Origin of the sequence: Streptomyces sp. NPDC090021 (genome assembly GCF_044748225.1) — a bacterium.
Classification (GTDB): Bacteria; Actinomycetota; Actinomycetes; order Streptomycetales; family Streptomycetaceae; genus Streptomyces.
Map to the genome: position 1 here is coordinate 1 of NZ_JBIVFO010000015.1, position 25,597 is coordinate 25,597.

Here is a 25,597-nt window from a genome sequence, read left to right on the forward strand (position 1 = left end):
GCCGACGAGATCTTCGAACGCCTCGCCGGCTACCTGAACCGCCTGCCGAACCCCAAACCCTAGATATGCACCTCTTCCGAGACTCGGGACACTAGGGCCTGTATTGAGTTGCCCCGTGGAGCAAGGAGCGGCGTTCGGTGCGGTGCGCCGCAGGGCGGAGGGCCGCGGCGGCGACCGGGGCGTACTCGCGTGGTCCGGCAACGCGGCGAGGTGCCGGGTCCGGGCGCCGCGACCCGGTGAACCCTCGCGGTCACAGCACCAGGAGCGGTCGGTGGTGGACGGAGCGTCGGTCAGCACCGGTGGCGGTCCGGCCAGATGCCCGTCGTGTGGGCCGCCCGGCCCGAGCCGGTCCGGGTCCGCCGGGTCCGCCGGCCCGGGAGGTCGGCCACCGTCTCCTCCGCGCCGGGATCCGCGGGCCCTCCTCTCCGGGTCGAGTCCCCCTCGTGGCCGGGTCCATCGCCCGAGAGGGTGTCGAGCAGCCGCTCGCGGGCGTACACCCGGGTCAGTTCGGGGAACTCGTAGTGGGCGCCGCCGTCCTCCCAGCGGACGATGTTGATCAGGTGGCTGTCCACGAAGCGCTGGAGGAGGTGCTCCACGCTGCGGCTGTCGCTGCCGAGGAGCTCGACGACGGAGTCCGCGGTGAACCGCCGGGGCGGCAGGATGCTCAGCAGCCGGAAGACGCTCTGCTCGACGCGCCCCAGCCCTTCGTAGCTGAAGTCGTACCGGGACCGTACGTCGAGCTCCCCGAGGCGGAGCTCGTCCAGCAGCTTCTCGGAACAGGTCAGTTGGGTCGCCAAGCCGGACAGGGTGAGCCCCGGGCTGCCGCTGAGGCGTCCCCCGATGCACCGCACGGCCAGGGGATGTCCGCCGACGGTCTCCATCAACTGGTTGGCTGCGTTGCGTTCCCGCCTGACCCGGGCGGATCCGATGATCCGGGCGAGCAGTTCCCGGCCCTCCGCGGTGTCCATGGCGTCGAGGTTCACGTTCCAGGCGCCGCCCAGGCCGTGCAGCCGCCTGCGGCTCGTGATGATCACGGAGCACTCCGGGTCGCCGGGGAGCAGCGAGCGTACGTCGGCCAGCGCGGACACGTCGTCCAGCAGGATCAGCAGGCGTCGGCCGACCGTGGTGGAGCGGAACAGCTTGGACCGTTCCTCCAGGTCGGCGGGGATCTCGGACTCCGCGACGGCCAGGGCCCGCAGGAATCCGTGGAGCACCTCCGAGGGGTCCGTGCCGATGCCGGTGGAGCCGCGCAGGTCCGCGTAGAGCTGCCCGCCCTCGAAGAACGGCCGGACGGTGTGGGACATGTGCACGGCGAGCGCGCTCTTGCCCACGCCCGGCATGCCGCTGATGACCGCGACGGCGGGGGCCGTACGGGGCCGGTCGTGCTCCCCCACCCCGGCCAGGAGGGTGGGCGCCTGCTCGACGATGGATTCCCTCCCGGTGAAGTCTGCTATGTCCGGCGGGAGTTGAGCGGGGGCGGGGATGCCCGGCGCGGGCGGCCGGGGCGGGGCGGGCCGCGGTCCGGCGGCCACCGGAATCTCCTCGGGTTCGGGAGGCAGGGCCGCTGCGCAGTCGGGCCCGCTCAGGACGGGCTGCGGATGGCGTTGGTACAGCACACCGCCCGTGGCCTCCGACAACAGCGCCTGGTGGAGCGCCCGGAGTTCCTTGCCCGGTTCGAGTCCGAGGTTGTCGATCATGCTGCGCCGCAGCACCTGATAGACCTCCAGCGCCTCGTGGCGCCGACCGGAGCGGTGCAGGGCGATCATCAGGGAGGCGTGCACGTTCTCGTGCAGGGGGCGGCTGAGCACGAGCGACTTCAGCTCGCTGATCAGCTCCTGGTGGCGCCCCAGCTGGAGGTCGGCCTCGATCCGCAGGTCGAGCGTGCGCTCCCGGAACTCCTCCAGCCGGGTCACGTAGGAGGACAACAGGCCGCCGGGGACGACGTCGACGAGCGCGGAGCCGCGCCAGAGCGCGAGCGAGCGCCGGAGCGCTTCGGCCGCCCCTGCCGCGTCTCCGCTCTTCAAGAGCGACTTGCCCTCGCCGGCTTCCGTTTCGAATCGGTGGAGGTCGACGCACCGGTCGGGAATGGACAGCGTGTATCCCCCGGGCCGGGTGAACAGAATTTCCTCGGAATTCCGTGCGGTAAGAATCTTCCGGAGCTTGTAAATATAGGTCTGCAAAGTGGTCATCGCGCTCGCGGGAGGGTCGCTTTCCCACAGCTCGTCAATAAGCTCGGAGGTCTGCACCAGCGTGTTCCTCCGCATGAGAAGGAGGGCGATCACCTGGCGCGGCTTGGGCGCCGTGGGCACGACATTGCGCGGACCATCGAGAATCTCTAATGGGCCGAGCATCCGGAAGTCCATCTCATGTCCCCCGTTCGGTGATGCTGCGTGTTCACGAGAGGGTCGAGCGCCGCCTGGTCGACGTAAGGGGCACGGAGCGACTTCTCCCCTGACTTTGCACTAAGTTAACCCTTCCCCTAAGGCGGGGCAAGGCCATATGCCAGTGTCCTGCGCCCGACCTCTCGGGACAACATCGACCACCGGCTGCTTTGTTGGTCCGAAACAGCTCGGGATTAAACGGAATTCGATCTTCCAAGGTACGCCCGCCCTGGGACACCTCGACAGTGACGGGATTCCGCTTCGAATTCACGCCAATCACCCACGGAAATGCGCCGGTTCCTTTCGCTGCGCACAACCGTCGTGGTCGCTGGAGGCCGCCACGATCCTCGCTCGACCCCTGGAGGAGGGGAGCACTCTCCGGACGGGAACGGGCGCGTGGGGGGCGTCATGACCACAACCATCGGGCGTCACCCTCGAGGAACGATCGAAGCGCCCGACGGATTCCGTCCGGACGGATCGGCTTCGCCGCGCGGGCCCCGTCCGGCCCCGCCCCGGAGGTTCAGGGAGATTCGAGGTCGTTGCTGGCAGCCCGCACTGTACTGGTCCCCGCGCGCCGTCGAAGGCCCCACCTCCACGGGAGCACCCGAGGACACCGGTACGGCCACCCCCTCTCGACGCCGCGGACGCGGAAGACCGCCGAGCACGCCGAGCACGCCGAGCACGCCGAGCACGCAGCACCACCCTGTCCTTCCGGCGCAAAGGAATCCCTGGTGAACAGAATCGCCCTCCAGCTCCCTTCCCCGACCGCCCTGCGCACGCTCCAGGACCGGCTCGCGAGGTCGGCCCTCGCCGAGGAGAGCCGCATCCGCCAACCGGTGCCGTTCGCCACGTGGTTCGCGGGCGCCCGCGAACGCTCGGGCCTCCGGGTCGAGCGCGTGGGGCTCGACGGCCTGGAGAACTGGGAACGGGACCCGCGCACCGGAGCCCTGCGGCACACCAGCGGCGGCTTCTTCGCCATCGACGGGCTCGACGTACGCTTCCCCTCCGGCCCCGTGCCCCGGTGGCAGCAGCCGATCATCCACCAGCCGGAGGTCGGTGTCCTCGGCCTGCTGGCCAAGGAGTTCGGCGGGGTGCTGCATTTCCTCATGCAGGCCAAGGTCGAGCCGGGGAACAGGAACCACCTCCAGCTCTCCCCCACCGTGCAGGCCACCCGCAGCAATTACCTGCGACTGCACAAAGGGCGCGCCGTTCCCTATCTGGAGTACTTCCAGGAAAGGACGCGGCACCGGGTCGTCGCCGATGTCCTCCAGTCCGAACAGGGCGCCTGGTTCTACCGCAAGCGGAACCGGAACATCGTGATCGAGGTCACCGAGGACATCATGGTCGAGGAGGACTTCCGCTGGATGACGCTGGGCGAGATCCACCGGCTGCTGGCCGTCGAGGACATCGTCAACATGGACACGCGCACCACCCTGTCCTGCCTGCCCCTGGCCGGCGGCGGTCTCGACGTCCTGATGGACACCGGTGACCGCTTCCGGGACGCCCTGGCCCGCTCGTGCGCCGGGGAGCCGGGCGGCGTGCACACCCTGGACGAGCTCCAGAGCTGGATCACCGAGCACCGGGCGCAGAACGACCTCATCACCCGCCCGGTCCCCCTGGTCGAACTGCGCGACTGGCACAGCTCACCGGAACGGGTCTCCCACACCAGCGGGCGCTTCTTCTCCGTGATCGGGGTGAACGTCTCGGCCGGCACGCGCGAGGTCCGCGGCTGGTCCCAGCCCATGCTGGAGCCGCACGGCACGGGCGTGATCGCCGTACTGGTCAAGGAGATCGACGGGGTGCTCCACGTCCTGCTGCGGGCCGGCGTGGAGCCGGGGTACGTGGACGGGGTCGAGCTCTCCCCCACCGTCCAGTTCACCCCCGAGAGCGTGCCGCCGGGCGCGGCCCTGCCCCGCTTCGTCGACGACGTGCTGTCGGCCCCGCCGGAGCGGACCCGGTTCGCCTGCCTGCTGTCCGAGGAGGGCGGCCGCTTCCACCACGCCCTGAACCACTACCTCGTCGTCGAGGCCGACGGCGACGCCGAGGCCATGGAGGACCGGGACTTCCGCTGGCTGACCCTGGAGCAGCTGAGCACCCTCCTGCGGCACAGCCACTACCTCAACGTCCAGGCCCGTACCCTCGTGGCCTGTCTGCACAGCCTGCTGGCGCCGCGGCGGCCCGGTGCCGCCGGGGCGCTGGTCCGGTGAGCGGCTGAGCGGGCCGGCCGCACGCGGACGCGTGGTGGCGGCCCACCGGGCATCCGGTGGGCCGCCACCACGCGTCGCCGTACCGCCGGTCAGGCGGAGCGCAGGGCGCGGTCGATCGCCAGACACTCGGCGTAGTCGGGCAGCAGGCCCTCCGCCGCGGCCTTCTCCAGGGTCGGCGCCGCGAGGTCGCGCTCGGACAGGACGGGCTCGATGTCACCGGGGATCGGGAGGGCCAGCTCCGGGTCGAGGATCGACAGCGCCAGCTCGTGCTCCGGCACGTACTCCCCCGAGAGCAGGTAGGACACGACGGTGTCGTCCTCCAGCGCGACGAAGCCGTGGGCGACGCCGACCGGGAAGTACACGGAGCGGAACACCTCGGTGTCCAGCAGGACGGCGTCCCACTGCCCGAAGGTGGGCGAGCCGACCCGGACGTCCACCGCTATGTCGAGCGTCCTGCCGCGCGCGCAGTAGACGTACTTGGCGCAGCCCGGTGGTGTCAGTGTGTAGTGCAGCCCGCGCACCACGCCCCGCCGCGACCTGCTGTGATTGGTCTGGGCCACGCGGAACAGCGTGTGGCCGCCGGTGGCGTCCGAGAACGCCGACTCCTGGTAGGGCGAGAGGAATATGCCACGCTCGTCGTCGAACACGCGCGGGGTGAATTCGATTGCGCCCTCGACGGAGAGTTTCCGCGACTCCATGGAGGAAACCATGACGGACTCCCATTCAGTGCAGTGATGTGCGGTCTGTGGTCCGTGCGCGCCTGGGTCCCGCGTCCGGCGTGCCAGGATCGGGGATTCTCCACTGGGCCCGCGTGCTGCTGACGATGATGGCCGCTGCGTCTCGTACGCGCCTCAACGACGGCTGGACGCCACGGCCCCCGGCCCGGCCCGCGCTCCCGCGGGGTCCATCCGGCTTCGAGCGCCTGCGCAGGTGCCGGCCGGACGATGGTGGGCCGGACACGCCGACCATTCCTGGGAGCGACGCACGTGGACAAGACAACCTACAAGGCCCATGTCACGGCCGCCTTCGACCGTGCCGCCGGGTCCTACGACCGGATGGGGGTCAGCTTCTTCACCCCCATGGGACGGCGCCTGGTGGAGCGGGCCGCACCGAGGTCGGGGCAACGCGTGCTGGACGTGGGCTGCGGGCGGGGGGCGTGCCTGTTCCACGCCGCCACCCTCGTCGGCGGGCGGGGCCACGTCCTCGGCATCGACATCGCGCCGGCCATGATCGAGGAGGCCCGCAAGGAGGCCGCCGGCATCGGGGCCTCGAACGTCGAACTGCGGGTGATGGACGGGGAGTTCCCCGAACTTGCGGCCCGGTCCTTCGACGTCGTCACCGGCAGCTACAGCCTCATCTTCTTCCCCGACGCCCGGGCCGCACTGCCCCGCTACGCCGAACTGCTCGCCGACGGCGGGCGCATCGCCTTCACCAGCCCGGTGTTCGACGACGGCACCTTCCCCTTCCTGCCGCCCGTCTTCACCGAACTCATCCCGCGCTCGCTCCTGGAGAACCTGCCGCCGCAGTGGCGGCCGGAGGAACTCAGCAAGCGGTTCAACAGCTGGCTGGCGAAGGAGTCGGACCTGCGCCGGGCCCTGGAGGCGGCGGGGTTCCACGAGGTGGAGATCACCGACGAACCGGTCGACCTCGTGGCCCCGTCCGGCGAGGCGTGGGTGGCGTGGTCCCACACCCAGGGCATGCGGCTGCTGTGGGAGCACCTGCCCGACGACGACCGGGAGCGGCTGCGGGTCCGGCTCACCGAGGCACTGGACGCCATGCGCCACGACGGCGGGCCCCTGTCGATCGAGACGCCGGTGCGCTACGTCACGGCGACCGTGGCCCGTTGACCTCCCCCACCGCGGCCGCGCGGGCCGGAGCGGCGGCCACCGCCGGGGACCGGCGGGTGACCCTGGCCAGCAGGGTCTCGGCGGGCCCCCGCCGGCCCCGGCGGCGCAGCAGTTCGGCGAGCAGTACGCCACTGCCCCAGGTGCCGAGGGCGACGAGCGCGGAGCCGAGGACTCCGACGCGGTCGCCGAGCCCGAGGGTGTACGGGGCGAACAGCGTGAGCCAGACGACCGACTGCCAGACGTAGGCGCTCATCGACCGCCGGCCGCACGCGGCGACGGCGACCACGGCCCTGCTCCGCCGGTGCTCCAGACGCAGCGCGAGCAGGGCCACTGCCGCGGCCAGGCCGCAGCCCCCCGCGTACCCCGTCAGCACGTGCAGCGCGCTGAGCCCCCATGTGACACCGGAGGCGGCGGTGGTCCACACCCCCGAGGTGATCAGCGCCAGCGGGACGCCTCCGGCGACGCTCAGGGCGGTGCCCGTCCCCGCGACCCGGCGCAGCAGGACCCGGTGGCGGCCCGGCTCCTCCAGGATCCGCCGCCGCGCGGCGTGCGCGCCGACCAGGAACGGGCCGAGCGACATCACGGCGAACAGCGGGGTGGTGAACACCCAGGTGCCCAGGCGGTAGGCCGCGTCGGACACCGGGTCGGCGGCCAGGTGCAGCGCCGACGCGGTGTCGCCCGGGTCACCGGAGACGCCCGCGGCCAGCATGCTCGCGTACAGCGCCGTTCCCACGAGGACCCCGGCACCCGCCACCGTGAACAGGGTGCGGTCACGGGCAGCGGTCAGGCCGACCGCGACCAGCCCGAGCAGCCCGTAGGCCCCCAGGACGTCACCGGCGAACAGCAGCAGGGCATGGACGGACCCGAACAGCAGCAGCAGGCGGGCGCGGCGCCGCAGCACTCCGCGCGCACCCGGGCCGTCCCGTCCGCGCTCCCGCTCGCGTGCCAGGATCCGGCCCGTGCCGTAGCCGAAGAGCAGGGCGAACATGGGGAAGCTGCGGCTGTCCGCCAGTACCGTGAGCACTCCCGCCGTCAGCGCGTCCGCCGGCGAGCCGGCGACGGGCGGGTACCCTCGGATCACGGCGGCGCTCCCGCTGATGAACATGTGGGCGTGCACCAGGGCCACGATCAGCAGCATCAGGCCCCGGGCGAGATCGGGGGCGAGGGCGCGGTCCGCCGTCGCCCCGGATCCGGACGGACGCGGAGCGCCGTCGCTCATCGTCCCTTCCTCCCCGGCACGTCAGTCCCGCTCCGCCAGCACCAGGTGGACGCTGCCTCCGACGTAGACCCCCCACTGGGAGACCGTGGCGCGGAAGCCGAGGCCGGTCAGCCGCGCGACGACCCGGCCGAGCCTGCCGTCGATGTCGTGGACCTCCAGGAGGACCCGGCGGATACGGGACCAGCAGGCCGGATCGATGCCGTCGAGGACGTCGAGTTCCCCGCGTTCGACGTCGATCTTGAGCAGGCCCACCCGGTCGACGGCGTGTTCCGCCATGACGGCGGCCAGCGTGGTCACCTCGACGGTGACCCGCTGGGTCACGCTGAAGGTGCGCCGGACGACCTCCCGGGTCTGTTCGTCGGCGCCGATGTTGTCCAGGTGCGCCTCCAGGTTGCGGGCGTCGTCCTCGGCGTCGTCGTACAGGGTCGAGGCGGAGGCCACGTAGGGCCGGTAGGTCAGTTCGGACGTGCCGGGCGCGGCGCCCAGCGCCTGCCGGAAGGCGGTCGCGCCCGGCAGGTGACGGGCGAGGTTGTCCTCCAGGCAGGTGTAGGCCTTGGGGGCGGGTTCGAAGGCGAGCAGGCGGCTCCGGGGGGCCAGCTCGCCGAAGAGCAGCGACGCCAGCCCGATGTGGGCGCCGACGTCGATGACGGCCTCGCCGGGCCGGAGGCCCTCGGCCGCCTTGCGGTAGGGGGCGGCGCTGCTGATCTCCTCCCAGAGGGTGTGCGCCTCCGCTTCCTGGACCGCCGACAGCACGCGGCCGTCGGGCAGTTCGCAGCGGGAGACGGGGACGTCGGTGGGCAGTTCGTCGGGGAGATCCCACGGATTCGGCATGGCGTCGAATCTGCGGCACGGGTCTCGAGGCCCGCACGAGGAGCACTGGTCCACCGGCCGCCGGCCCGATGGACGGGTGGACCAGTGCCCGGGTGGACCGGTGCCCCGGTGGACCGGTCATGCGCGGTGCCGGTGCTCCCTGGTCATCGCCTCAAGGACCGGCACGACCTCGTTGGGTGTCGGCATGGCGCGGATCTCCTCGCTCAGCGCGGCGGCCCGTTCGGTGTACGAGGGCTCGTCGAGCAGCCGGAGGATCTTCTCGCGCAGCACCTCGGCGGTCAGGTCGCGGGCGGAGACGGCCAGGGTGGTGCCGGACTTCTCGTACTCCTCGCCCATGTCCTCGCTCACCCACTCGTAGCCGACGATGACCACCTGGGGCACGCCGTGCAGGTCCGCGGTGGCCTTCGTCTGGTAGCCGGCGTGGTGCACGATCACCGAGCACGTAGGCGCCAGTTCAGCCAGGGGCACGAAGTCGGTGGCGCGGATGTTGTCCGGGAGGTCGGGCAGGGCGTCGCGCTGCGCCGGGTCGAGGGCGGCGATGATCTCGACGTCGAGGCCGGCCAGGCTCCGGAAGAGGGCCGCGAGGGTCTCGCCCAGGCGGAACCGCTCGGACTCCTCGCTGGTGATGGAGGTGCCGAGGGTGATGCACACCCGGCGGCGCTCCACCGGTTCACCCAGCCACCTGGGCACCACACAGCGCCCGTTGTAGGGGACGTAGCGCATCGGGACGGTCGGCAGGTCGAGTTCCTGGCGCAGGCTCGCGGGCCGGGTGTCGACGACCCACTGGCCGGTCAGCATCGTCTCGTCGAACCGCCGGTCGCTGCCGAGGCGTTCGAGGGTCCAGTTCAGCCACTCGGCCGTCGGGTCCTCGCGCAGCGGCTCGGGCTGCAGGTCGCGGTGGTGCACGAAGTGTCCGCGGGTGACCATCTGGAGGGCGAGCTCGGGGCCGGACACCAGGCGCGCGTGGGCGGCGCCGGTCGCGACGGCGAGGACGGCCCCGGCGATCGAGAAGCTCTCCCAGAGGACCAGGTCGGGCTGCCAGCCGCGGGCCGCCGCCACGAGCTGGTCGATCTGGGCGTCGTTGTTGAGGGGCTGGTAGAGGGCGGGGACGACCATGTTCTCGTAGGAGAGGTGGTCCTCCCAGGTCGCCTTGGACGGGTCCTGCTTGCTGGTGCCGATCTCGTTGAAGAGGGAGATCGCCTCCTTCTGGAAGCCGTCGAGCTGTTCCCAGAGGGTGGGCGACTGGATCGGCACGGCGGTCAGGCCGGTCTGGGTGACGGTGTCGACGAGCCGTTCGTTGCAGGCGGCCCGCACCTCGTGGCCCGCGGTGCGCAGGGCCCAGGCCAGCGGGACCATCTGGTGGAAGTGGTTGCCCTCGATCGACGTGAACAGGATTCTCATCGCCGGGTTCCTTTCTGTGGGCGCCGGTCAGCCGGTGGTGAGCGGGCAGCCGAGCAGGTGCCGGGTCACCGGTGAACGGCGGCTGCGCAGTCCGCCGGCGGACCGGCGCGGGCGCGGACCGGCGGTCGCCAGGGTGCGCAGGACCGCCTCGGCCTGGGCGCGGGCGAACGGCAGGGTCACCCGGTGGTGGAGGCCGGGGACCAGGGCTTCGGCCGGGCGGCCGGTGACGAACCGGTCGGGTTCGTCGAAGACCTCGGGATCGCGGTTCGCCGCGGCGACGAGCACCACCACCCGCTCGCCCGCCCGGACGCGCTGTCCGGCGAACCCGGCGTCGGCGAGGGCGACGGCCGGATGGATCCGCACCGGGGAGTCGTGGCGCAGGACCTCGGCGACGACGAGGGCCGCGTGCCCGGGGTCGTCGGCCAGGCTCGCCCACTGCGCGGGGTGGTCGGTCACCGCGAGCACGGCTCCGGTGATCAGCCGGGCGGCGGTGCGCACCCCCGCGGTGGCGAGCAGCAGCGCGGCCTCGTGCCGCGGACGGGCGTGCGCCGCGTCCCCCGGGCCGGTTCCGGAGGAGCCGGTCCCCGGGGTGGCGAGGAGTGCGCGCAGCCGGCCGACTGCGGCCGCCGCCCGCCGGGTGGTGTCCAGGGGCTGCGGACACAGCAGGCCGTCGAGTACGACCCCGGCGGCGGCGCAGGCCCGGGACAGTTCCCGGCGGTCGGCCCCGGCCGGGCCGAGGGCGGTGGCGAGCAGGTTCACGGGCACGACCTCCGCGAGGTCGGTGACGAGGTCGAAGTCGGCGGCCAGGCCGGCGACCACCCGCTCGCACACCGCTTCGACGGCCGCGGGGGCGAGGGCCTCCTGCACCTGCCCGTGCAGGCGCCGGTAGTGGGCGGCGTCCCCGTCGAGTCCGGCGTCGTGCACCGGTACGTGGGCCTCTTCGTCCGTCAGGGGCCGGTGCGGCCACGTACCGCCCAGGAGTTCCCCGGCCAGTGCGTGGTCGGCCGTCACCCAGGCGCCCGTGGCGCTGCGCCACAGCGGGCCGAGCGCGCGGACGCGCTCCTGGGCCGGCCGGGGATCGTCGGCGTGGCCGCGCAGGAGGTCGGCGTACGGATCGCCCTTGACCTGCTGCAGCCACACCTCCCCGGTGGCCCGCTGGAGGCGTCTGCCGAGTTCGCCGATGTCCGTGCCGTTCCATGTGCCGTGCATGACGCTCACCTTCGACGGTCTCCTCTAGATGAGGGGGAACTTCTCGTTGTCCAGCGGGTCCCCGGGGGCCATGTGGGAGATGTGGGCGTCCTCGGTCCCGGGCCGGTAGGTGGCGCCGTCGTCCATGTAGACGATGCCGTGGCCCAGCCGGGGGTTGTCGGTCAGGTTCGCCCCGGCCATGTGCACGGTGCGGCAGTGGTGGAAGGCGACGTCACCGGCGCGCAGCGGCACGGTGACCCGGGGCTGCCAGTCGTAGTCCGGCCAGACGTCGGGGAGGGGCCGGTACTCGGCGAAGCTGGTCATGTGGATCTGCCGCTCGGTGTCGTCGCGCAGATGCGAGCCGGGCAGGTACGTGAGGCAGCCGCTCTCGACCGGTACGTCGACCAGCGCGACCCACGCCGTCAGCGTCCGCTCGATGCCGTGCAGCGGGAGGCCCGTCTCGTCGTCGTGGACGATCGTGGGCAGCGTGTTCAGGGTCCTCCGCCCGGACTTGAGGAGGATGTCGGTGCTGTAGAGGCGCAGCGGTGCGGCGGCGAGCCGCTTGGCGATACCGGTGATCGCCGGGTGCAGCGCGAGGTCGCGCAGCGCCTCGTGCTTGAGCCAGGCCTGGGCGACGAAGTGCACCTGCACCTCGTCCTCGCCGGCGCCCCAGATCTCCGGGCCGAGCCGGGCTACCAGTTCCTCGGAGGCGGCCCTGAACCGTTCCACCTCGGAGGCGGAGAGGACCTGGGGGATACGGACGAAACCGTTCTCCCGGTAGTGGCGGCGGGCCTCGTCGGTGAGGACGTCGTCGGCCGTGACCGGGGCGCTTCGGGCCGTCATGGCGTGTCGCTCCTTCGTCGTGGTGGTGGGCTTCGCGGGCGTCGCGGTCAGCGGGACAGCACCCGGGTGAGGGCGCCGCGCAGGGCGCCTGCGGGGTCGTCGGGCCGGGTGGCGGTGCGCCAGGCGACGACGCCGTCGGGCCGGATGAGGCTGGCGCCCCCGGCGCCGATGCCGAACCGTTCGGCGAGTTCTCCGGCGGGGTCGTCGAGGTCGGTGGCCGGGCCGTGGACCGCGACGGGGACGCCGAGGTCCCCGCTCGCGTCGCGGGCCCATCCGGTCCAGTCGGCGCCGTCCGTACCGGTCATCAGCAGCCAGCCGGAACCGAAGAGGTCCACGGTGGAGATCCGTTCGCCCGCCCTGCGCACCCACACGTGCGGCATCCGGAACCCGGGCCGGCCGGTGGGACGGGCCGGGGACTCGACCCTGGCCGGGTCGTCGTCGTCGATCAGGACGGCGTCCGAGCGGTACCGGAAGCCGAGGATCACCTCGGCGTAGCCGACGGGTTCCGCCATGCGGTCCTGCAGGTGCGGGGCGAGCCGGGAGGCGTAGAGGTGCATGGACTCGTCCATGACGAGGCGGGCCACGAGGCTGCGCTCGGGCTCGTAGCTGTCGAGCAGGCCGGGGCCGGCCAGGCCGGTGAGTACGGCGGACAGTTTCCAGGCCAGGTCGTACCCGTCGCCGATGGCCGTGTTGCCGCCGAGGCCGCCGGTGGGCGGTACGACCTTGGCCGAGTCGCCGACCAGGAACACCCGTCCGGCGCGCCACCGTTCGGCGATGCGGGCCGCCATCTCCCAGCGCTGGACGTCCAGCACCTCGGGCGCCAGCTCCGGTGCGTCCAGGCCGGTGCGGATCAGTTCGAGGCAGCGGTCGGGGGTGAAGTCCGCTGCGGACTCGCCGCGTTCGGGGTCGTACTCGACCAGGAAGGTGTGCCGCTCCGGCCGGTCGCTGCCGATGAAGATGCCGCTGAAGGCGGGGTTGCGCAGGTAGTACAGCCCGGACGCGTCGGAGGTGAGCACCTGGGACAGGTCGGCTTCGAAGATCATGCCGACCACGTGGGACAGCGAGCCGTGGCCCCGGCGGGCGATGCCGAGGCCCTCCCTGATGGGGCTGCGGTCGCCGTCCGCGGCCACCAGGTAGCGCGCCCGTACGGTGGTCAGGGCGTCGGTGTCGCGGTCGCGGAGCACCGCGGTCACCCCGTGCTCGTCCTGTTCGTAGGAGACGAGGGCGGTGCCGAACCGGATCTGCGCGCCGTCCCGGCGGGCCCGGTCCAGCATCAGCGGTTCCAGCTGGTCCTGCCAGGCCAGCGCCCAGTGCATGGGGGAACAGGGCGCGGTGGTGGCCACGAGGTCGTCGAAGCCCTCCTCGAAGGTAGCGAGCACCTCGCCCCGTACGGTCTCGGCGACCCGGGTCGTGAAGTGGCCCTTGGCACCGCGGTGGTCGGTGGCGTCCTGGACCTGTTCGGCGATCCCGGCCAGCCGCAGCAGCTCCATGGTGCGCGGGTTCTGGCCGATCGCCCTGGGGTGGATCGACGTCGTCGGATGTTTCTCGGCCATGAGCACCGGCACGCCCAGGCGGGCGAGGAACATCGTGGTGGACAGGCCCCCCAGCCCCGCGCCCACTACCAGTACGTCTACTTCCGTGTCGGATGTGGCCATCGTCTACTCCCGCTTCGGTGGCGGCCGTCCTGTCGGGCCTGGCGTTGCCCGGGGCCGAGACTCGCCGGTCGCCTTCGAAGTTCGCTGGAGGCCCGTCGGCGCGGGCTCGTGCCGGGCTGCGGAGTTCCTCGAGTGCCGTGCGAACGGGCAGCGGCAGGGTGACCTCCCATGCGAGTGCTGTTCACGCCGTTCCCGGCGAGCACGCACGTCCACACCCAGGTACCCCTGGCGTGGGCGATGCGGGCCGCGGGACACGAGGTCCGTGTCGCCACCAGGCCGGACGTGGTCGAGGACATCAACAACGCCGGCCTGACCGCGGTCGCGGTCGGCGGAGTCCTCGACGTCGCGGCCACGATGAATCCGGAGTACACCGACGAGCCCGACGAGATGCGTGACGAAGCCTGGCTGGACGTCCTCGACATCAGCGAGACCCGGCCGGAGAGACTGACCCTTCCCTACGTCCACGGCGTGCTCACCGCGTGGACGTCGTTCGTCTACCAGAACACCCTGCCGGATGACACCACCGGGGAACTGATCGACTTCGCCCGTTCCTGGCGGCCCGACCTGGTCGTCTGGGACACCATGTACTACCCCGGGGCGCTCGCGGCGCGGATCAGCGGCGCGGCGCACGCGCGGCTGATGTTCGGGCTGGACCTGGTCGGGTTGATGCGGCAGCACTACCTGCGCGGGCTGGCCGAGCTGCCGCCGGCGCTGCGGGAGGATCCGCTGGAGGAGTGGATGGAGCGGATCCTGCGGCTGCACGGCCGGGAGTTCAGCGAGGACCTGGTCGTGGGGCAGTGGACGATCGATCCCGTTCCGCCGTCCCTGCGGCTGCCCGTCGACCTGCCGTCCGTGCCGGTGCGCTATGTGCCGTACAACGGCGAGGCGCAGATCCCGGGGTGGCTGCGGGAGCCGCCGCCCCGTCGGCCACGCGTCTGTCTGACGCTCGGCAGGTCGTTCCGCGAGGTGGTCGGCTCCGACCGGGCCTCGGTGGGCGACCTGCTGGAGGCGGTGGCGGACCTGGACGTGGACGTGGTCGCGACGTTCACCGCGGACCAGCTCGATGCGGGCCGGCGCATACCGGACAACGTCCGGGTCGTCGACTTCGCACCGCTGGACGCGCTGCTGCCGACCAGCTCGGCGATCGTGCACCACGGGGGGTCGGGCACCCTGCAGACCGCACTGGCGCACGGTGTGCCCCAGGTGATGGTGCCCGCCAAGATGTGGTGCAACGTCCCCAAGGCGGAGCGGGTGCGCGACGCGGGGGCCGGGCTGTGCATCAATCCGGAGGAGCTGACGCCGCGGGGACTGCGCGCCGCGCTGCTCCGGGTGCTGGAGGAACCGTCGTTCCGCGAGAACGCCGGGCGGCTGCGCCGGGAGGTGCTCGCCACGCCGTCGCCCGCCGACATCGTCCCGGTGCTGGAGCGGCTCACCGCCGCACACCGTTCACGGTAGGGGATGTCCCGCGGCCGTGGGAGCGTCGGTGCCTCCACGGCCGCGGTGGCTCGCGGCTACGCGGGCGGGGTGCTCCCGATCCGGGGGAACGGGGTGGTCGAGAAGATCACCTCGACCGGTACCTCGAAGTACTCCGCGATCCGCAGGGCGAGGTGCAGGCTGGGGCTGTACTCGCCGCGCTCCAGGTAGCCCACCGTCTGGTAGTGCACCCCGAGGGCGTCGGCGAGCTGCCTGCGCGTGATGGCGCGCTCCACCCGCAGCACGGCGATGCGGTTGTGGACCGTCTCGTTCCCGGCGCCGCCGCGCGGACGGCCCTGCTCGCCGCCGGCGCGCCAGCCCGCCGCGGGCGTTCCGGCGTCGGCGTCAGCGCCGGACCGCGGGGCGGCCGCCCCGGCCTCCGGCTCCGCCTCCGATGTGCTCCGGCGCGCCGGCGCGCGCTTGCTGCCGGTTCCCTTGTCACCCAACGCGCTTCAATGCCTCCTGTTGCCGGGCCTCGACCTTCGAGCCCGTCTCGCCGCGCACCGTACGGCCCAGGACCCGCGGTGCGATCACCAGCGCCACGACGGCCCAGGCGAGCAGCACGACCGCGGTCATGGGCCTGCGCCAGGAGTCGCCGAGCTCGACCGCGACCGCCGCGTCGGGCAGTAGCGCGGCGCGGGTGCCCAGGCCGACCCAGTACACGGGGAACAGCTGCGCGATGCCCTGGAGCCAGCCCGCGAGCGAGGTGATCGGGTAGAAAATACCCGAGATCGCCATCAGACCCATCGTCGGGAAGATGCCCCAGGTGTTGGCGCCGCGCGGGTTCTTCACCATCGCGCCGATGATCAGGCCGATCGGCAGGGTGGCGAGCAGTCCGAGGGCCAGCACCCACACCAGGTTCAGCCATTTGGCGAGGTCCCCGGTCATGAGGTCGTCGAAGAGGAACACGCTGGGCACCAGGATGATGACCAGGGTGAGCAGGGTGCTCAGCGCGATGCCCAGCACCCGGCCGGCGATGTAGCCGACGAGCCCCTGCGGTACGGTCCTGGCCCGCAGCAGCGTGCCGTCCTCGCGTTCGGCCGCCAGCGCGAACGCCGCGCCGCCCAGCGCCTGGAAGGCCAGCAGTCCACCGATCATGCTCGGCATGGTCAGCGTGGCCAGCGACAGGTCGGTGCCCTCGACGGTCGAGTTCCGCATGAAGAACAGCACCGTGAGGAAGACGCCGCCGAGGAAGAGGTAGTAGACGATGTCGCCCGGCGAGGTCACGCTCTGCCGGAACTCGGTCCAGCCGCGGCGCAGCCCGAGGCGTACGGCGTAGAGGGTGGGGTTCATCGTCCTGCCTCCCGGAACGCCGCGATCGCCTCTTCGGACCGGCCGGCCTCGTGCTGGCGGACCATGGTCATGTACGTGTCCTCCAGGCTGGCCCGGCGCACCTCCAGGTCGCGGACGCGGTCGCCGTGCTGCTTGAACAGCTCGTGGACGAACGTGCTGGCGTCGGGGGTGGCGTGGACGAACTGCTCGCCGCTCAGGCTCCAGCGGACCTCGGCCTTGCCCGACGTCTGCCGGGCGAGCTGGTCGGCGCTGCCGTCCGCGACGATCTGGCCGCCGGCGAGGATCAGGATGCGGTCGGAGAGCTTCTCGGCCTCGTCCAGGTCGTGCGTGGTGAGCAGGATCGTGGTGTCCTCCAGGTCGGAGAGCCGGTGCACCACGTCGTGGAAGTCACGGCGCGCCTTGGGGTCGAACCCGACGGTGGGCTCGTCCAGGAACAGCACCTCCGGCCGCCCCACGATGCCGATCGCGACGTCGAGCCGGCGCCGCTGGCCGCCCGACAGGGACCCGATCTTCTGGGCCGCCTGCTCCTCCAGGCCGACCATGGAGATCAGCTCGTCCACGTCGCGCGGACGCGGTCGCTCGGCGGTGGAGTAGGGCCGGTAGAAGTCCCCCAGCTGGGCGAGCAGTTCCCGGACCTTCCACTTGCCGTGGTCGCGCCACGACTGGAGCACGACACCCAGTCTGGCGCGCCACTCCTCGTCGCCCTTGGCCGGATCGACGCCGAGCACGCTGACCTCACCCGCCGAGCGCGTCCGGAACCCCTCCATGATCTCGATGGTGGTCGTCTTCCCGGCGCCGTTGGGCCCGAGGAGAGCGAGCACCTCACCCCGGCGGACGCTGAAGTCGACCCCGTTCAGCACGTCTTTGGACCCGTACCGCATACGCAGTCCGCGGATGTCGATCACTCGTTCGCCTGCCGAGTCGTCCGGCGCTCCCGCAGCCCGGCCCGCCTCGCGCAGATCACTTAACTCCGCCATAGGTCCCTACCTTCCGATCAGACCTGTGAGATCAAAGATAGTATCTCTACTACGACCCGTACAAGTCACACGACCAAGGGTTCGTCACGCACCGTGAGGTTCGGTTCAACCGGCGACGGGCAGTGCGATGACCGCCCCGGTGACACCGGACCGCAGCCGCCGCAGGACGGGACCGGTCCGGCGCAGGTCCGGCGCCCGGGCCGCGAGCACGCGGAGCCCGCTCTCCGCCAGGAACCGGACCAGCGGGGCCGGCAGCGACGTGGGCAGGCCCGCCGCGAACACCAGCCGCTCCCCCGTCGCGTCCCGGGCCGGATCGAAGGCGGCCGGCTCCGCGTGCGCCGCCGCGTCCCGGCCGGCCGCCTCGACCGCCACCACGACCTGGCTGCCCGCCGCGACGGCCGTCCCCGCCAGTTCCAGGTCCCGGGCCGCGTACAGCGGGACGAGCCGGACGGGGGGCGCGTGCCGCAGCGTCTCCTCGACCACCGCGGGCGCGAGTGCGGGGTCCTCGCGGAGCGAGCGCCACACCGCGAGGTGTTCGAGGAGCTCCGCCACCGCGTCGCAGAACAGGGTCGCGGCCAGCTCGGTCCCGACGAGGGCCAGCAGCATGCACACCGACCGCACCTCGTCCTCGTGCGTCGCCGCCAGCAGGGCGCTGACGAGGTCGTCCCCGGATTCCTCGCGCCGCCGCGCGATCAGGCCGGTCAGCAGGGACCGCATGCCCTCGACGGAGGCGATCAGCTCGCGCGCCGTGCGCAGGTGCGGCGAGCACACCGTGGCGTCCAGGAGGCCCGCGGCGCCCCGGCACAGCTCCGCGAACCGGTCGTACTCCTGCTCCGGCACGCCGAGGATCTCCGCCACGATCCGGGTGGCGAACGGGTCCGCCACCTCCGTCCGCAGGTCGAAGTCGCCGCCCGCCGCGACGAGGGCCCGGCGCACCGCCTCGTCGGCCGCGGGCCGCCGGCGCTCCAGGGCCTTCCCGCCGAGCAGGGGTTCGAGCAGGTCGCGCACCCGCTCGCAGTCGGCCCGGCCGGCCGTCAGGAAGACCTCGTCGAAGGGGAGGATCTCGCGCAGTGCGGGCACCTCCCAGGGCATGGGCTCGCGCTGCTCCCCCTCGTCGGGCACGGCCGGCGCGTCCGCGTCGGGGTGCCGGACGCTCAGCCGCGGGTCGCCGAGCGCCGCCGCGGCGACCTCGTGATGGGCCGTCACCCAGGCGTCGGCGCTGCTCCGGTACAGCGGACCCCGCTGCCGGATCAGCTCGCCGAGCCGGTGCGGGTCGTCGCCCGCGGCCCGCACGAGCAGGGCGTACGGGTCGTCCTTCGTGCCGGTGATCCACTGGACGCCGCGGTGCGTGAGCAGCACGCGGCCCAGTTCGCTCTCGGTCAGGGTCATGGTCACCATGTGCTGAACTCCGCCTCCGACGGGGCCTGTCGGCGTCCCGTCCCGATGTGGGGGTCGTGCCGGTTCATGTCAGGGAGAGCCCGCCGTCCACCGGCAGTACGGCGCCGGTCAGGTGGCGTGCCTCGGGCCGGGTGAGGTGCGTGACCCACCAGGCGATCTCCTCGGGGGCGCCGACACGGCCCTGCGGTGTCAGCGCGCCCACGTGGTGGAGCATGCCGTCGTACTGTTCGGGCGACATGCCCGCCCGCTCCGCGAAGCCGGAGTCGACCAGCCCGGGGGCGACGCCGACGACACGGATGCCGCGCGGTGCGAGTTCGACCGCCCAGCTGCGGGTGAGGAAGTCCAGGGCGGCCTTGGTGGCGCCGTACACGCTGTTGCCCGGCCAGGCCCGGGACCCGCGCGCACCGGACGAGCCGATGTTCACCACGGTGCCGCCGCCGTCGGCCGCCAGGGCATCGAGGGCGGCCCGGGTCAGGAGCACGGGCGCCGCGAGGTTCGTGCCGAGCTGGGCGGCCACCTGCTCGGGGTCGACGTCGGCGAGGGCACGGTGGCCCAGCGCCGCCGCGTTGTTCACCAGGACGTCGATCCCGCCCAGCTCGCGCACGGCGGTCCCCACGACCTCCCGGGGCGCGCCGGCCCCGGTCAGGTCGACGGCGAGCGTCCTGATCGTGTCGTACCCCTTCGCCGTGCCCTGAAGGTCGGCGGCGGTACGGCCGACGACGAGGACGGCCGCGCCCCGGTCGGCGAAGGCACGTGCGACGGCCCTGCCGATCCCCGAACCGCCGCCGGTCACCACGACCGACCGCGGGGCAGTGGTCAGGGGCGGGGGTGCTGCGTCAGCCATCGGTCCTCACAAGGTCGTCGTAGGGCGCGGCTCCCCGGCTCCGGTGTTCGGCGGTGAGCCGCTCCAGCAGCGGGACGATGTCCCGGGGGGAGGGGGTGGCGAGCGTCTCCAGGCGCAGCCGCTCGGCGCCGGCCGCGAACGACGGCTCCGTCAGCACGCGGGTGAGCGCCTCGCGCAGGGCGGCGGCGGTCAGGGTCCGCGCGTCCAGGCTCAGCCCGGCGCCCGACCGTGCCACGAGGTCGGCCCGGACCGCGTTGTCCCACATGGTGCCCGGCACCAGGATCTGCGGGACGCCGTACAGGAACGCCGTGTGCACCGTGCCGGAACCGCCGTGGCTGACGAGCGCCGAGCAGGTCGGCAGCAGCACGTCCATCGGGACGAAGTCGACGGCGCGGACGTTGGGCGGAAGGCTGCCTACGTCCCTCAGCTGGCGGGCGTTCAGGGTGGCGACGACCTCGACGTCCAGCCCGGCGACCGCCTCGACCAGCTCACCGATGGACGCCTGGTCGCCGCCCATCACCTCGCGGTGCGAGACGCCCAGCGTCAGGCACACGCGGGGCCGCCGGGGTGCCTCGCGCAGCCAGTCCGGGACGCTGCCCCGGCCGTTGTAGGCGACGCAGCGGACGGGTACGTACGGCAGGTCCGCCGGCAGCCGCAGGGAGGTCGGCACCGGGTCGACGGTCCACTGGCCGGTCACCAGGTCCTCGGTGAACCCGCCGCCGTAGCGCTCCATCACCCAGCCCAGCCACTCCCGCAGGGGGTCCTCGCGCAGCGCGGCGGGGCGCGCGCGCACCTGCGCCAGATAGCTCTGGCGCATGCGGCCGACCAGGTCCAGGCCGAACATCAGCCGGGCGTGGGCTGCGCCGGTGACCCGGGCGGCGACGGCTCCGGCGAAGGTCAGCGGGTCCCAGATCACCAGGTCGGGGCGCCATCCGCGGGCGAAGCCGACCAGGTCGTCGATCATCTCGGCCGACGAGTAGTTCTGGAACACCGCCGAGGTCATCGCGGTGAACACGCCGTGCATGTGGTCGTACGTCAGCTTCTCCGGGCGCAGCTCGTCCATGGCCAGCAGCAGCTGGGCGTCCGGCGCGTCCTCGTCGTAGACCTCGCGGTCGGCGTCCTCGCGCTCCCGCAGCTCCTCCATCAGCCGGTCCTCGCCCAGTTCACGGCCGACCGGGACCGCGGTCAGACCGGTGCGGGCGACGACCTCCACGAGGTCGGGGTGGCTGGCCACGCACACCTCGTGGCCGGCGGCCCGCAGCGCCCAGGCGAGCGCGACCTGGGCGTGGACGTGGTTGCGCGCGCCGAAGGTGGTGAACAGGACGCGCATCAGCGCTCCCGCGCCGCTCGCTCGGCGTGCTCCTTGGCGAGCAGCATGGTCGCCGTACTGTTGCGGCCGAGCGCGTCGCGGACGAAGGTGCGCGCGTCTCCGACCGTGGCGCCCTCGCCGAGGACCGGGGCGACGGCGTCCGGGGCGAGGACGACGGTGTGGGTCGAGGTGACGGTGCAGCCGGAGGCGCTCTTCGTGATCCGCCAGCGGCCGTTGTGGACGCTCATCAGGGCGGGTGTCCTGAGCTGTTTGTAGACGATGGTGTCGCAGGGGAAGCAGACCCGCACGGACTGGGTGGTGTGGACGGCGCCGTTCGGGGTGAGCGTGTCCATCTCCAGCAGTTGCAGGTTCGGGGTGTCCTCCCCCAGCTCGACCCGGTTCACGTGCGGCAGCCGCTCCTGCCACCGGCGGGCGTCGTAGAGGAAGTCGTAGACGTCGGCGGGATCGCCGGCCACCTCCACCGCGTCGTCGAACTCCAGTGACAGCTCGTCGTCCCCGGCGCCGGGGGTCCGTTCGGCGGCCCGGCGGAGCGCGTCCAGTTCCGCGTCGCTGTTGCGGTCGATGGCCCGCGTGATCCACTCCACGCCCTCCGGGTCGTCGCCGACGGCCCGGTAGTCGTGGGTCAGGCGGACCAGGGACGTGGTGTCCGACAGCGGCTCGATGATCCATTCGCCGCCCATCGCGGCGACCGGCGGCTGGGAGACCTCCTGGCGGAAGCCCACCCGCAGTCCGTCGGGGTCGAGGACGCGGCGCGAGGTCCAGGTCTTGACGGCGTCGTTGGCGGTGGCCCAGATACGGATGCGCTCCTCGCCGGCCGTCCGTTCGAGCACGTCCGCGTGCACGGTCGGCGGGAAGACCCGGGGCCATGCCTCGGCGTCCGCGATCAGGCCGTAGACGGTGCGGGCGGGGGCCCGCACGGTGATCCGGTGTTCGGCTCGGTGGTGGTTCGTCATGGTGCGGGTCTCCTGCTCCTCGGCCGGGGCCGTCAGTAGTTGCCCAGTCCGCCGCAGACGTTGATCGCCTGCGCCGTGACGGGTGCGGCCCGGTCGGTGACGAGGTAGCCGACGAGTCCGGCGACCTCCTCCGGGGTGGTGTACCTGCCGAGCGGGATCTTCGCCTCGAACCGCTCCAGCACGGCCTCCTCGGTGGTGTCCCAGACCGCGGCGTACCCCTGCCGGACCCGCTGGGCCATCGGCGTCTCGACGTAGCCCGGGCAGACCGCGTTCACGGTGATGCCGGTGGGGGCCAGTTCCAGGCCCAGCGCCTTGGTGAAGCCGACGACTCCGTGCTTGGAGGCGGAGTAGGGGGCGCCCAGCACCACGCCCTGCTTGCCGCCGGTCGACGCGATGCTGATGATCCGGCCCGTGCCCCGGTCGAGCATGCCGCCCGTGGTCAGCGTCTCGCGGGTCATCCGCAGGACGCTGTTGAGGTTGGTGTCGATGACGTCGAGCCACAGCTCGTCCGTGATCTGTGCGGTGGGGCCTCCCCCGCTGCGGCCGGCGTTGTTCACCAGCACGTCCACGGGACCGTACCGGTCGACGGCGGCCCGGACGAGGGCGCCGACCTGTTCGGTGGAGCGTACGTCGCATGCCTGCCCCGCGACCTCGTACCCCTTGTCGCGGAGGCGTTCGACGGTGAGTGCGACGTTCTCGGGGTCGCGGGCGCAGATGAACACGCGCTGCCCGAGTTCGCACAGCAGGGTGGTGATGGCGAGCCCGATACCGCTGGTGGCACCGGTGACCAGGGCGTGCCGGTCGTCTTGGGCGGACATGTCTCTCCTCGTCGTCGTCATCGTTGGCGGGTCAGGACGGCGGCCGCGTTGAAGCCGCCGTGTCCCCTGGCGAGCACGAGCGCGGCGGACACCGGCACGTGGCGGGGGGCGCGGACGAGGTCGATGCCGTAGTCGGCGACCGGCCGGCGCACGTTGGCCGTCGGCGGGATCACCCCGTCCCGGATGGACAGCACGGCCGTCGCCAGGTCCAGGGCGGCCCCGCCGGCGCCGAGCCGTCCGGTCATCGTCTTGGGCGCGGTCACGGGGACGCCCTGCGGGCCGAAGAGCCCGCGGAGGGCGTCCGCCTCGGCGCGGTCGAGCTCGGGGACGCCCGCGGCGTCCGCGAAGACCACGTCGATGTCCGCCGGGTCCAGCCCCGCCTCGTCCAGGGCGAGTTCGGCGGCGCGCCGCAGGTTCGGCGGGCGGCCGGTGCCGGGCGCCGGGTCGAAGGTCGATCCCTGCCCGGCGATCTCCGCGTGCCAGGACCGGACGCCGCGGGCGCGCGCCGACTCCGGGCTCTCCAGGACGAACAGCGCGCCGCCCTCTCCCGGTACGTGGCCTGCGGCGTCCTCGTCGAAGGGCAGGTAGGCCCGTTCGGGATCGTTCACGGTGCTGATCCGGCCGCCGGCCAGCTGCGCGACCCAGCCCCAGGGCGACGGGGAGCCGTCGACGCCGCCCGCGATCACCATCGGTACGCCGTCGCGCAGGTGGCGGCGGGCCTTGGTCAGGGCGTCCAGGCCGCCGGCCTGTTCGGTGACGACCACGCCGCCCGGGCCGCGCAGGCCGTGCCGGATGGAGATCTGGCCGGTGTTCACCGCGTAGAACCAGGCGAAGGACTGGTAGGCGCTGACGTGCTCCGGTCCCTTGCTCCAGAGGTTGTGCAGCTCCCGGTGGCCGAAGGCGAATCCGCCGGCCGAGCTGGCGGTGACCACGCCCACGCCGTATTCGGGCATCGCCGCGGGATCCACGCCGGCGTCCTCGAAGGCCCATTCGGCGGCGACCAGCGCCAGCCGGGTCATATGGTCGGTCTGCGGGAGCAGCCGGCTCGGGATGCCGTGCGCGCGCGGATCGAAGCCGGCGATCTCGCCGGCGAGCCGGCTGGGGTAGGGCCCGGCGTCGAAGCCGGCCACCGGGCCGATCGCGGCCCGTCCGGCCAGCGTACGGCTCCAGTGGGAGGCCGCGCCCAGGCCGGTCGGCGCGATCACGCCCATGCCGGTGATCACGGCGGGGGGCGTCATGACACCGCCCTCTCCGGGCTGCGCAGCACCATGGCGCTCTGGAAGCCGCCGAAGCCGCTGCCCACGGTGAGTACGGTGTCCACGCGCTGCCGGCGCGCGGTCAACGGCACGTAGTCCAGGTCGCATTCGGGGTCGGGCTCGTGCAGGTTGGCGGTGGGCGGGATGGTGTCGTGCTCGATGGTGAGGGCGCAGGCCGCGATCTCCAGCGAGCCGATCGCCCCCAGCGAGTGGCCGATCATCGACTTGATGCCGCTGACGGGCACCCGGTAGGCGTCCTCGCCCAGCGCCCTCTTGAAGGCCGCCGTCTCGTGCCGGTCGTTCTGGAGGGTGCCCGAGCCGTGCGCGTTGACGTAGTCGACGTCCCGGGGGGTGACCCCGGCCGCCCCCATCGCCACGCGGATGGCCTCGGCCATCTCCCGGCCGTCCGGGCGCAGTCCGGTCATGTGGAAGGCGTTGGAGCGGGAGGCGAAGCCGCTGATCTCGGCGTAGGCGTACGCGCCGCGCCGGCGCGCGTGCTCGGCGTCCTCCAGCACGAACACCGCGGCGCCCTCGCCGAGGACGAAGCCGTTCCTGGTCCGGTCGAAGGGCCGTGAGGCCTGCCCGGGGTCGTCGTTGCGCGGTGTGGTCGCCTTGATCGCGTCGAAGCAGGCGACGGTGATGGGCGAGATCGGGGCGTCGGTGGCTCCGGCGACCATGACGTCCACGGTGCCCTCCCGGATGAGGTCGACCGCGTGCCCGACGGAGTCGAGTCCGGAGGTGCAGCCGGTCGAGATGAGCGCCACGGGTCCCTCGGCGCCGACGTCGCGGGCGACCTCGGCCGCGATCGAGTGCGGCACGAAGTAGTCGAAGAGGTGCCGTCCGGCGTAGGAGGCGTCCACGTTCCAGAGGCGGCCGCCGTCGCTGACGACGCGGTACTCCTCCTCCAGGCTCATGGTGCAGCCCACGGCGCTGCCGATGGCGACACCGGTGCGGGCGGGGTCGAGTTCCGCGGGGTCCAGCCCGCTGTCGGCGACACCCTCCCGGGCGCTCACGACGGCGAACTGGGCGGCCCGGTCCATCCGCCGGGCCTGCTGCGGGCTCAGTCCCTCCGCCAGCGGGTCGAAGTCCACCTCGGCGGCGATCTGCGAGCGGTAGGGGCCGGGGTCGAAGGAGCTGATCCTCCTGGTGGCCGTGCGTCCGGCGGTCAGGGCGTCCCAGAAGGGCTTGCGCCCCACGGCTCCCGGGGCGACGACACCGATGCCGGTGATGACGACGCGGCGGCCCGCGGACCTGGCCATCAGAGGCCCTCCGTAGCCGCCCGCTCCGCCGGCACGTACTGCCGGGGGACGTACAGACCGGGCTCGCTGGTGCTCAGTTCCCGCAGCCGGGCGACGTGCTGGGGGAAGGACGGGGCGCCCACCGCGGCACGGAAGGACCGGGCGTCGCGCCAGTGGGCGATGTTCACCCAGCGGGTCGGGTCCTCGGCGTGCCGGTGCAGCGTGTACTGCAGGAATCCGTCCCGGCCGGCGAGGTGCCGTCCGGTCGCGGCGAAGGCCTTCTCGAACTCCTCGGGCGAGGCGTGCACGGTGAATCTGTTGATGAAGGTGACCACCCCGCTCCCGCCGGGATCAAGGTCGTTGGGTTGCATCTCACGCCTCTCTTCAGGTCCGAAGTCGCGCTGACGATGTGGCGTCGTCCAACGTGGGCGTCGGTTCTCGCAGC

The 25,597-nt window shown here is 72.7% G+C and carries 22 protein-coding genes; 3 read left to right on the forward strand and 19 right to left on the reverse strand.

Annotated features, from left to right (window positions below):
• Nucleotides 1–290 precede the first annotated feature (290 nt).
• The gene (locus tag ACIPXC_RS14095) at nucleotides 291–2,363 is read right to left on the reverse strand and encodes a BTAD domain-containing putative transcriptional regulator (protein ID WP_401616799.1); all 2,073 of its coding nucleotides are present in this window, start codon (nucleotides 2,361–2,363) and stop codon (nucleotides 291–293) included.
• A 749-nt stretch (nucleotides 2,364–3,112) separates the two neighbouring features.
• Between ACIPXC_RS14095 and ACIPXC_RS14100 the strand changes: the two genes are divergently transcribed.
• Nucleotides 3,113–4,588, forward strand: coding sequence for an NDP-hexose 2,3-dehydratase family protein (locus ACIPXC_RS14100; protein WP_401616801.1), 1,476 nt, complete (start codon nucleotides 3,113–3,115; stop codon nucleotides 4,586–4,588).
• Between the two features lie 89 nt (nucleotides 4,589–4,677).
• Here the strand turns inward: ACIPXC_RS14100 and ACIPXC_RS14105 are convergent, their stop codons facing one another.
• Nucleotides 4,678–5,298, reverse strand: coding sequence for a dTDP-4-dehydrorhamnose 3,5-epimerase family protein (locus ACIPXC_RS14105; RefSeq protein ID WP_401616804.1), 621 nt, complete (start codon nucleotides 5,296–5,298; stop codon nucleotides 4,678–4,680).
• Between the two features lie 276 nt (nucleotides 5,299–5,574).
• On the opposite strand from ACIPXC_RS14105, the gene ACIPXC_RS14110 reads away from it, so the two are divergent.
• Nucleotides 5,575–6,435, forward strand: coding sequence for a class I SAM-dependent methyltransferase (locus ACIPXC_RS14110; RefSeq protein WP_401616807.1), 861 nt, complete (start codon nucleotides 5,575–5,577; stop codon nucleotides 6,433–6,435).
• On the opposite strand, the gene ACIPXC_RS14115 is transcribed toward ACIPXC_RS14110, so the two are convergent.
• From ACIPXC_RS14115 to rdmE, 6 genes are all read right to left on the reverse strand, one after another.
• A complete protein-coding gene (locus ACIPXC_RS14115) occupies nucleotides 6,413–7,654 on the reverse strand; it encodes a DUF418 domain-containing protein (RefSeq protein ID WP_401616810.1) in 1,242 nt (413 codons plus the stop codon). The genes ACIPXC_RS14110 and ACIPXC_RS14115 overlap by 23 nt on opposite strands.
• Before the next feature lie 21 nt (nucleotides 7,655–7,675).
• Nucleotides 7,676–8,485, reverse strand: coding sequence for an FkbM family methyltransferase (locus ACIPXC_RS14120; RefSeq protein WP_401616813.1), 810 nt, complete (start codon nucleotides 8,483–8,485; stop codon nucleotides 7,676–7,678).
• A gap of 117 nt (nucleotides 8,486–8,602) precedes the next feature.
• On the reverse strand, nucleotides 8,603–9,886 hold the full coding sequence (locus tag ACIPXC_RS14125; RefSeq protein ID WP_401616815.1) for an activator-dependent family glycosyltransferase: 1,284 nt from the start codon (nucleotides 9,884–9,886) through the stop codon (nucleotides 8,603–8,605).
• Nucleotides 9,887–9,913: 27 nt separating this feature from the next.
• Nucleotides 9,914–11,095 carry a P450-derived glycosyltransferase activator gene (locus ACIPXC_RS14130; RefSeq protein ID WP_401616818.1) on the reverse strand — a complete coding sequence of 394 codons (1,182 nt, stop codon included), beginning with the start codon at nucleotides 11,093–11,095 and terminating at the stop codon, nucleotides 9,914–9,916.
• Between the two features lie 24 nt (nucleotides 11,096–11,119).
• Nucleotides 11,120–11,917 carry a phytanoyl-CoA dioxygenase family protein gene (locus ACIPXC_RS14135; RefSeq protein WP_401616820.1) on the reverse strand — a complete coding sequence of 266 codons (798 nt, stop codon included), beginning with the start codon at nucleotides 11,915–11,917 and terminating at the stop codon, nucleotides 11,120–11,122.
• 47 nt (nucleotides 11,918–11,964) lie between these two features.
• Entirely contained in the window at nucleotides 11,965–13,572 is a 1,608-nt protein-coding gene (gene rdmE / locus ACIPXC_RS14140) for an aklavinone 12-hydroxylase RdmE (protein WP_401616823.1), read from the reverse strand.
• A 168-nt stretch (nucleotides 13,573–13,740) separates the two neighbouring features.
• On the opposite strand from rdmE, the gene ACIPXC_RS14145 reads away from it, so the two are divergent.
• On the forward strand, nucleotides 13,741–15,027 hold the full coding sequence (locus ACIPXC_RS14145; RefSeq protein ID WP_401616826.1) for an activator-dependent family glycosyltransferase: 1,287 nt from the start codon (nucleotides 13,741–13,743) through the stop codon (nucleotides 15,025–15,027).
• A gap of 56 nt (nucleotides 15,028–15,083) precedes the next feature.
• On the opposite strand, the gene ACIPXC_RS14150 is transcribed toward ACIPXC_RS14145, so the two are convergent.
• From ACIPXC_RS14150 to ACIPXC_RS14200, 11 genes are all read right to left on the reverse strand, one after another.
• Nucleotides 15,084–15,491 carry a helix-turn-helix transcriptional regulator gene (locus ACIPXC_RS14150; RefSeq protein ID WP_401616829.1) on the reverse strand — a complete coding sequence of 136 codons (408 nt, stop codon included), beginning with the start codon at nucleotides 15,489–15,491 and terminating at the stop codon, nucleotides 15,084–15,086.
• Nucleotides 15,484–16,338, reverse strand: coding sequence for an ABC transporter permease (locus ACIPXC_RS14155; RefSeq protein ID WP_401616832.1), 855 nt, complete (start codon nucleotides 16,336–16,338; stop codon nucleotides 15,484–15,486). The genes ACIPXC_RS14150 and ACIPXC_RS14155 overlap by 8 nt, the downstream gene beginning before the upstream one ends.
• Complete coding sequence (locus ACIPXC_RS14160; protein WP_401617153.1) at nucleotides 16,335–17,219, reverse strand: ABC transporter ATP-binding protein; 885 nt, start codon at nucleotides 17,217–17,219, stop codon at nucleotides 16,335–16,337. The genes ACIPXC_RS14155 and ACIPXC_RS14160 overlap by 4 nt, the downstream gene beginning before the upstream one ends.
• 201 nt (nucleotides 17,220–17,420) lie before the next feature.
• A complete protein-coding gene (locus ACIPXC_RS14165) occupies nucleotides 17,421–18,713 on the reverse strand; it encodes a P450-derived glycosyltransferase activator (protein ID WP_401616835.1) in 1,293 nt (430 codons plus the stop codon).
• A gap of 64 nt (nucleotides 18,714–18,777) precedes the next feature.
• The gene (locus ACIPXC_RS14170) at nucleotides 18,778–19,557 is read right to left on the reverse strand and encodes an SDR family NAD(P)-dependent oxidoreductase (RefSeq protein ID WP_401616837.1); all 780 of its coding nucleotides are present in this window, start codon (nucleotides 19,555–19,557) and stop codon (nucleotides 18,778–18,780) included.
• A complete protein-coding gene (locus ACIPXC_RS14175) occupies nucleotides 19,550–20,887 on the reverse strand; it encodes an activator-dependent family glycosyltransferase (protein WP_401616840.1) in 1,338 nt (445 codons plus the stop codon). The genes ACIPXC_RS14170 and ACIPXC_RS14175 overlap by 8 nt, the downstream gene beginning before the upstream one ends.
• Nucleotides 20,887–21,840 carry an aromatase/cyclase gene (locus ACIPXC_RS14180; RefSeq protein WP_401616842.1) on the reverse strand — a complete coding sequence of 318 codons (954 nt, stop codon included), beginning with the start codon at nucleotides 21,838–21,840 and terminating at the stop codon, nucleotides 20,887–20,889. Before ACIPXC_RS14180 ends, ACIPXC_RS14175 begins: the two co-directional genes overlap by 1 nt.
• A 32-nt stretch (nucleotides 21,841–21,872) precedes the next feature.
• Nucleotides 21,873–22,658 (reverse strand): SDR family NAD(P)-dependent oxidoreductase, encoded by a 786-nt coding sequence (locus ACIPXC_RS14185; protein ID WP_401616845.1) that lies wholly within the window; start codon nucleotides 22,656–22,658, stop codon nucleotides 21,873–21,875.
• 17 nt (nucleotides 22,659–22,675) lie between these two features.
• Nucleotides 22,676–23,896, reverse strand: coding sequence for a ketosynthase chain-length factor (locus ACIPXC_RS14190; RefSeq protein WP_401616848.1), 1,221 nt, complete (start codon nucleotides 23,894–23,896; stop codon nucleotides 22,676–22,678).
• Nucleotides 23,893–25,173 carry a beta-ketoacyl-[acyl-carrier-protein] synthase family protein gene (locus ACIPXC_RS14195; protein ID WP_401616851.1) on the reverse strand — a complete coding sequence of 427 codons (1,281 nt, stop codon included), beginning with the start codon at nucleotides 25,171–25,173 and terminating at the stop codon, nucleotides 23,893–23,895. The genes ACIPXC_RS14190 and ACIPXC_RS14195 overlap by 4 nt, the downstream gene beginning before the upstream one ends.
• A complete protein-coding gene (locus ACIPXC_RS14200) occupies nucleotides 25,173–25,523 on the reverse strand; it encodes an antibiotic biosynthesis monooxygenase family protein (protein WP_401616854.1) in 351 nt (116 codons plus the stop codon). Before ACIPXC_RS14200 ends, ACIPXC_RS14195 begins: the two co-directional genes overlap by 1 nt.
• Between the last annotated feature and the right edge of the window lie 74 nt (nucleotides 25,524–25,597).

Bases quoted from the DNA above. Each gene is read 5' to 3' on its own strand.
- ACIPXC_RS14095 (WP_401616799.1), bottom strand. From the start codon at position 2,363: ATGGACTTCCGGATGCTCGGCCCATTAGAGATTCTCGATGGTCCGCGC.
- ACIPXC_RS14105 (WP_401616804.1), bottom strand. From the start codon at position 5,298: ATGGTTTCCTCCATGGAGTCGCGGAAACTCTCCGTCGAGGGCGCAATC.
- ACIPXC_RS14115 (WP_401616810.1), bottom strand. From the start codon at position 7,654: ATGAGCGACGGCGCTCCGCGTCCGTCCGGATCCGGGGCGACGGCGGAC.
- ACIPXC_RS14120 (WP_401616813.1), bottom strand. From the start codon at position 8,485: ATGCCGAATCCGTGGGATCTCCCCGACGAACTGCCCACCGACGTCCCC.
- ACIPXC_RS14125 (WP_401616815.1), bottom strand. From the start codon at position 9,886: ATGAGAATCCTGTTCACGTCGATCGAGGGCAACCACTTCCACCAGATG.
- ACIPXC_RS14130 (WP_401616818.1), bottom strand. From the start codon at position 11,095: ATGCACGGCACATGGAACGGCACGGACATCGGCGAACTCGGCAGACGC.
- ACIPXC_RS14135 (WP_401616820.1), bottom strand. From the start codon at position 11,917: ATGACGGCCCGAAGCGCCCCGGTCACGGCCGACGACGTCCTCACCGAC.
- rdmE (WP_401616823.1), bottom strand. From the start codon at position 13,572: ATGGCCACATCCGACACGGAAGTAGACGTACTGGTAGTGGGCGCGGGG.
- ACIPXC_RS14145 (WP_401616826.1), top strand. From the start codon at position 13,741: ATGCGAGTGCTGTTCACGCCGTTCCCGGCGAGCACGCACGTCCACACC.
- ACIPXC_RS14155 (WP_401616832.1), bottom strand. From the start codon at position 16,338: ATGAACCCCACCCTCTACGCCGTACGCCTCGGGCTGCGCCGCGGCTGG.
- ACIPXC_RS14160 (WP_401617153.1), bottom strand. From the start codon at position 17,219: ATGCGGTACGGGTCCAAAGACGTGCTGAACGGGGTCGACTTCAGCGTC.
- ACIPXC_RS14165 (WP_401616835.1), bottom strand. From the start codon at position 18,713: ATGGTGACCATGACCCTGACCGAGAGCGAACTGGGCCGCGTGCTGCTC.
- ACIPXC_RS14170 (WP_401616837.1), bottom strand. From the start codon at position 19,557: ATGGCTGACGCAGCACCCCCGCCCCTGACCACTGCCCCGCGGTCGGTC.
- ACIPXC_RS14175 (WP_401616840.1), bottom strand. From the start codon at position 20,887: ATGCGCGTCCTGTTCACCACCTTCGGCGCGCGCAACCACGTCCACGCC.
- ACIPXC_RS14180 (WP_401616842.1), bottom strand. From the start codon at position 21,840: ATGACGAACCACCACCGAGCCGAACACCGGATCACCGTGCGGGCCCCC.
- ACIPXC_RS14185 (WP_401616845.1), bottom strand. From the start codon at position 22,658: ATGTCCGCCCAAGACGACCGGCACGCCCTGGTCACCGGTGCCACCAGC.
- ACIPXC_RS14190 (WP_401616848.1), bottom strand. From the start codon at position 23,896: ATGACGCCCCCCGCCGTGATCACCGGCATGGGCGTGATCGCGCCGACC.
- ACIPXC_RS14195 (WP_401616851.1), bottom strand. From the start codon at position 25,173: ATGGCCAGGTCCGCGGGCCGCCGCGTCGTCATCACCGGCATCGGTGTC.
- ACIPXC_RS14200 (WP_401616854.1), bottom strand. From the start codon at position 25,523: ATGCAACCCAACGACCTTGATCCCGGCGGGAGCGGGGTGGTCACCTTC.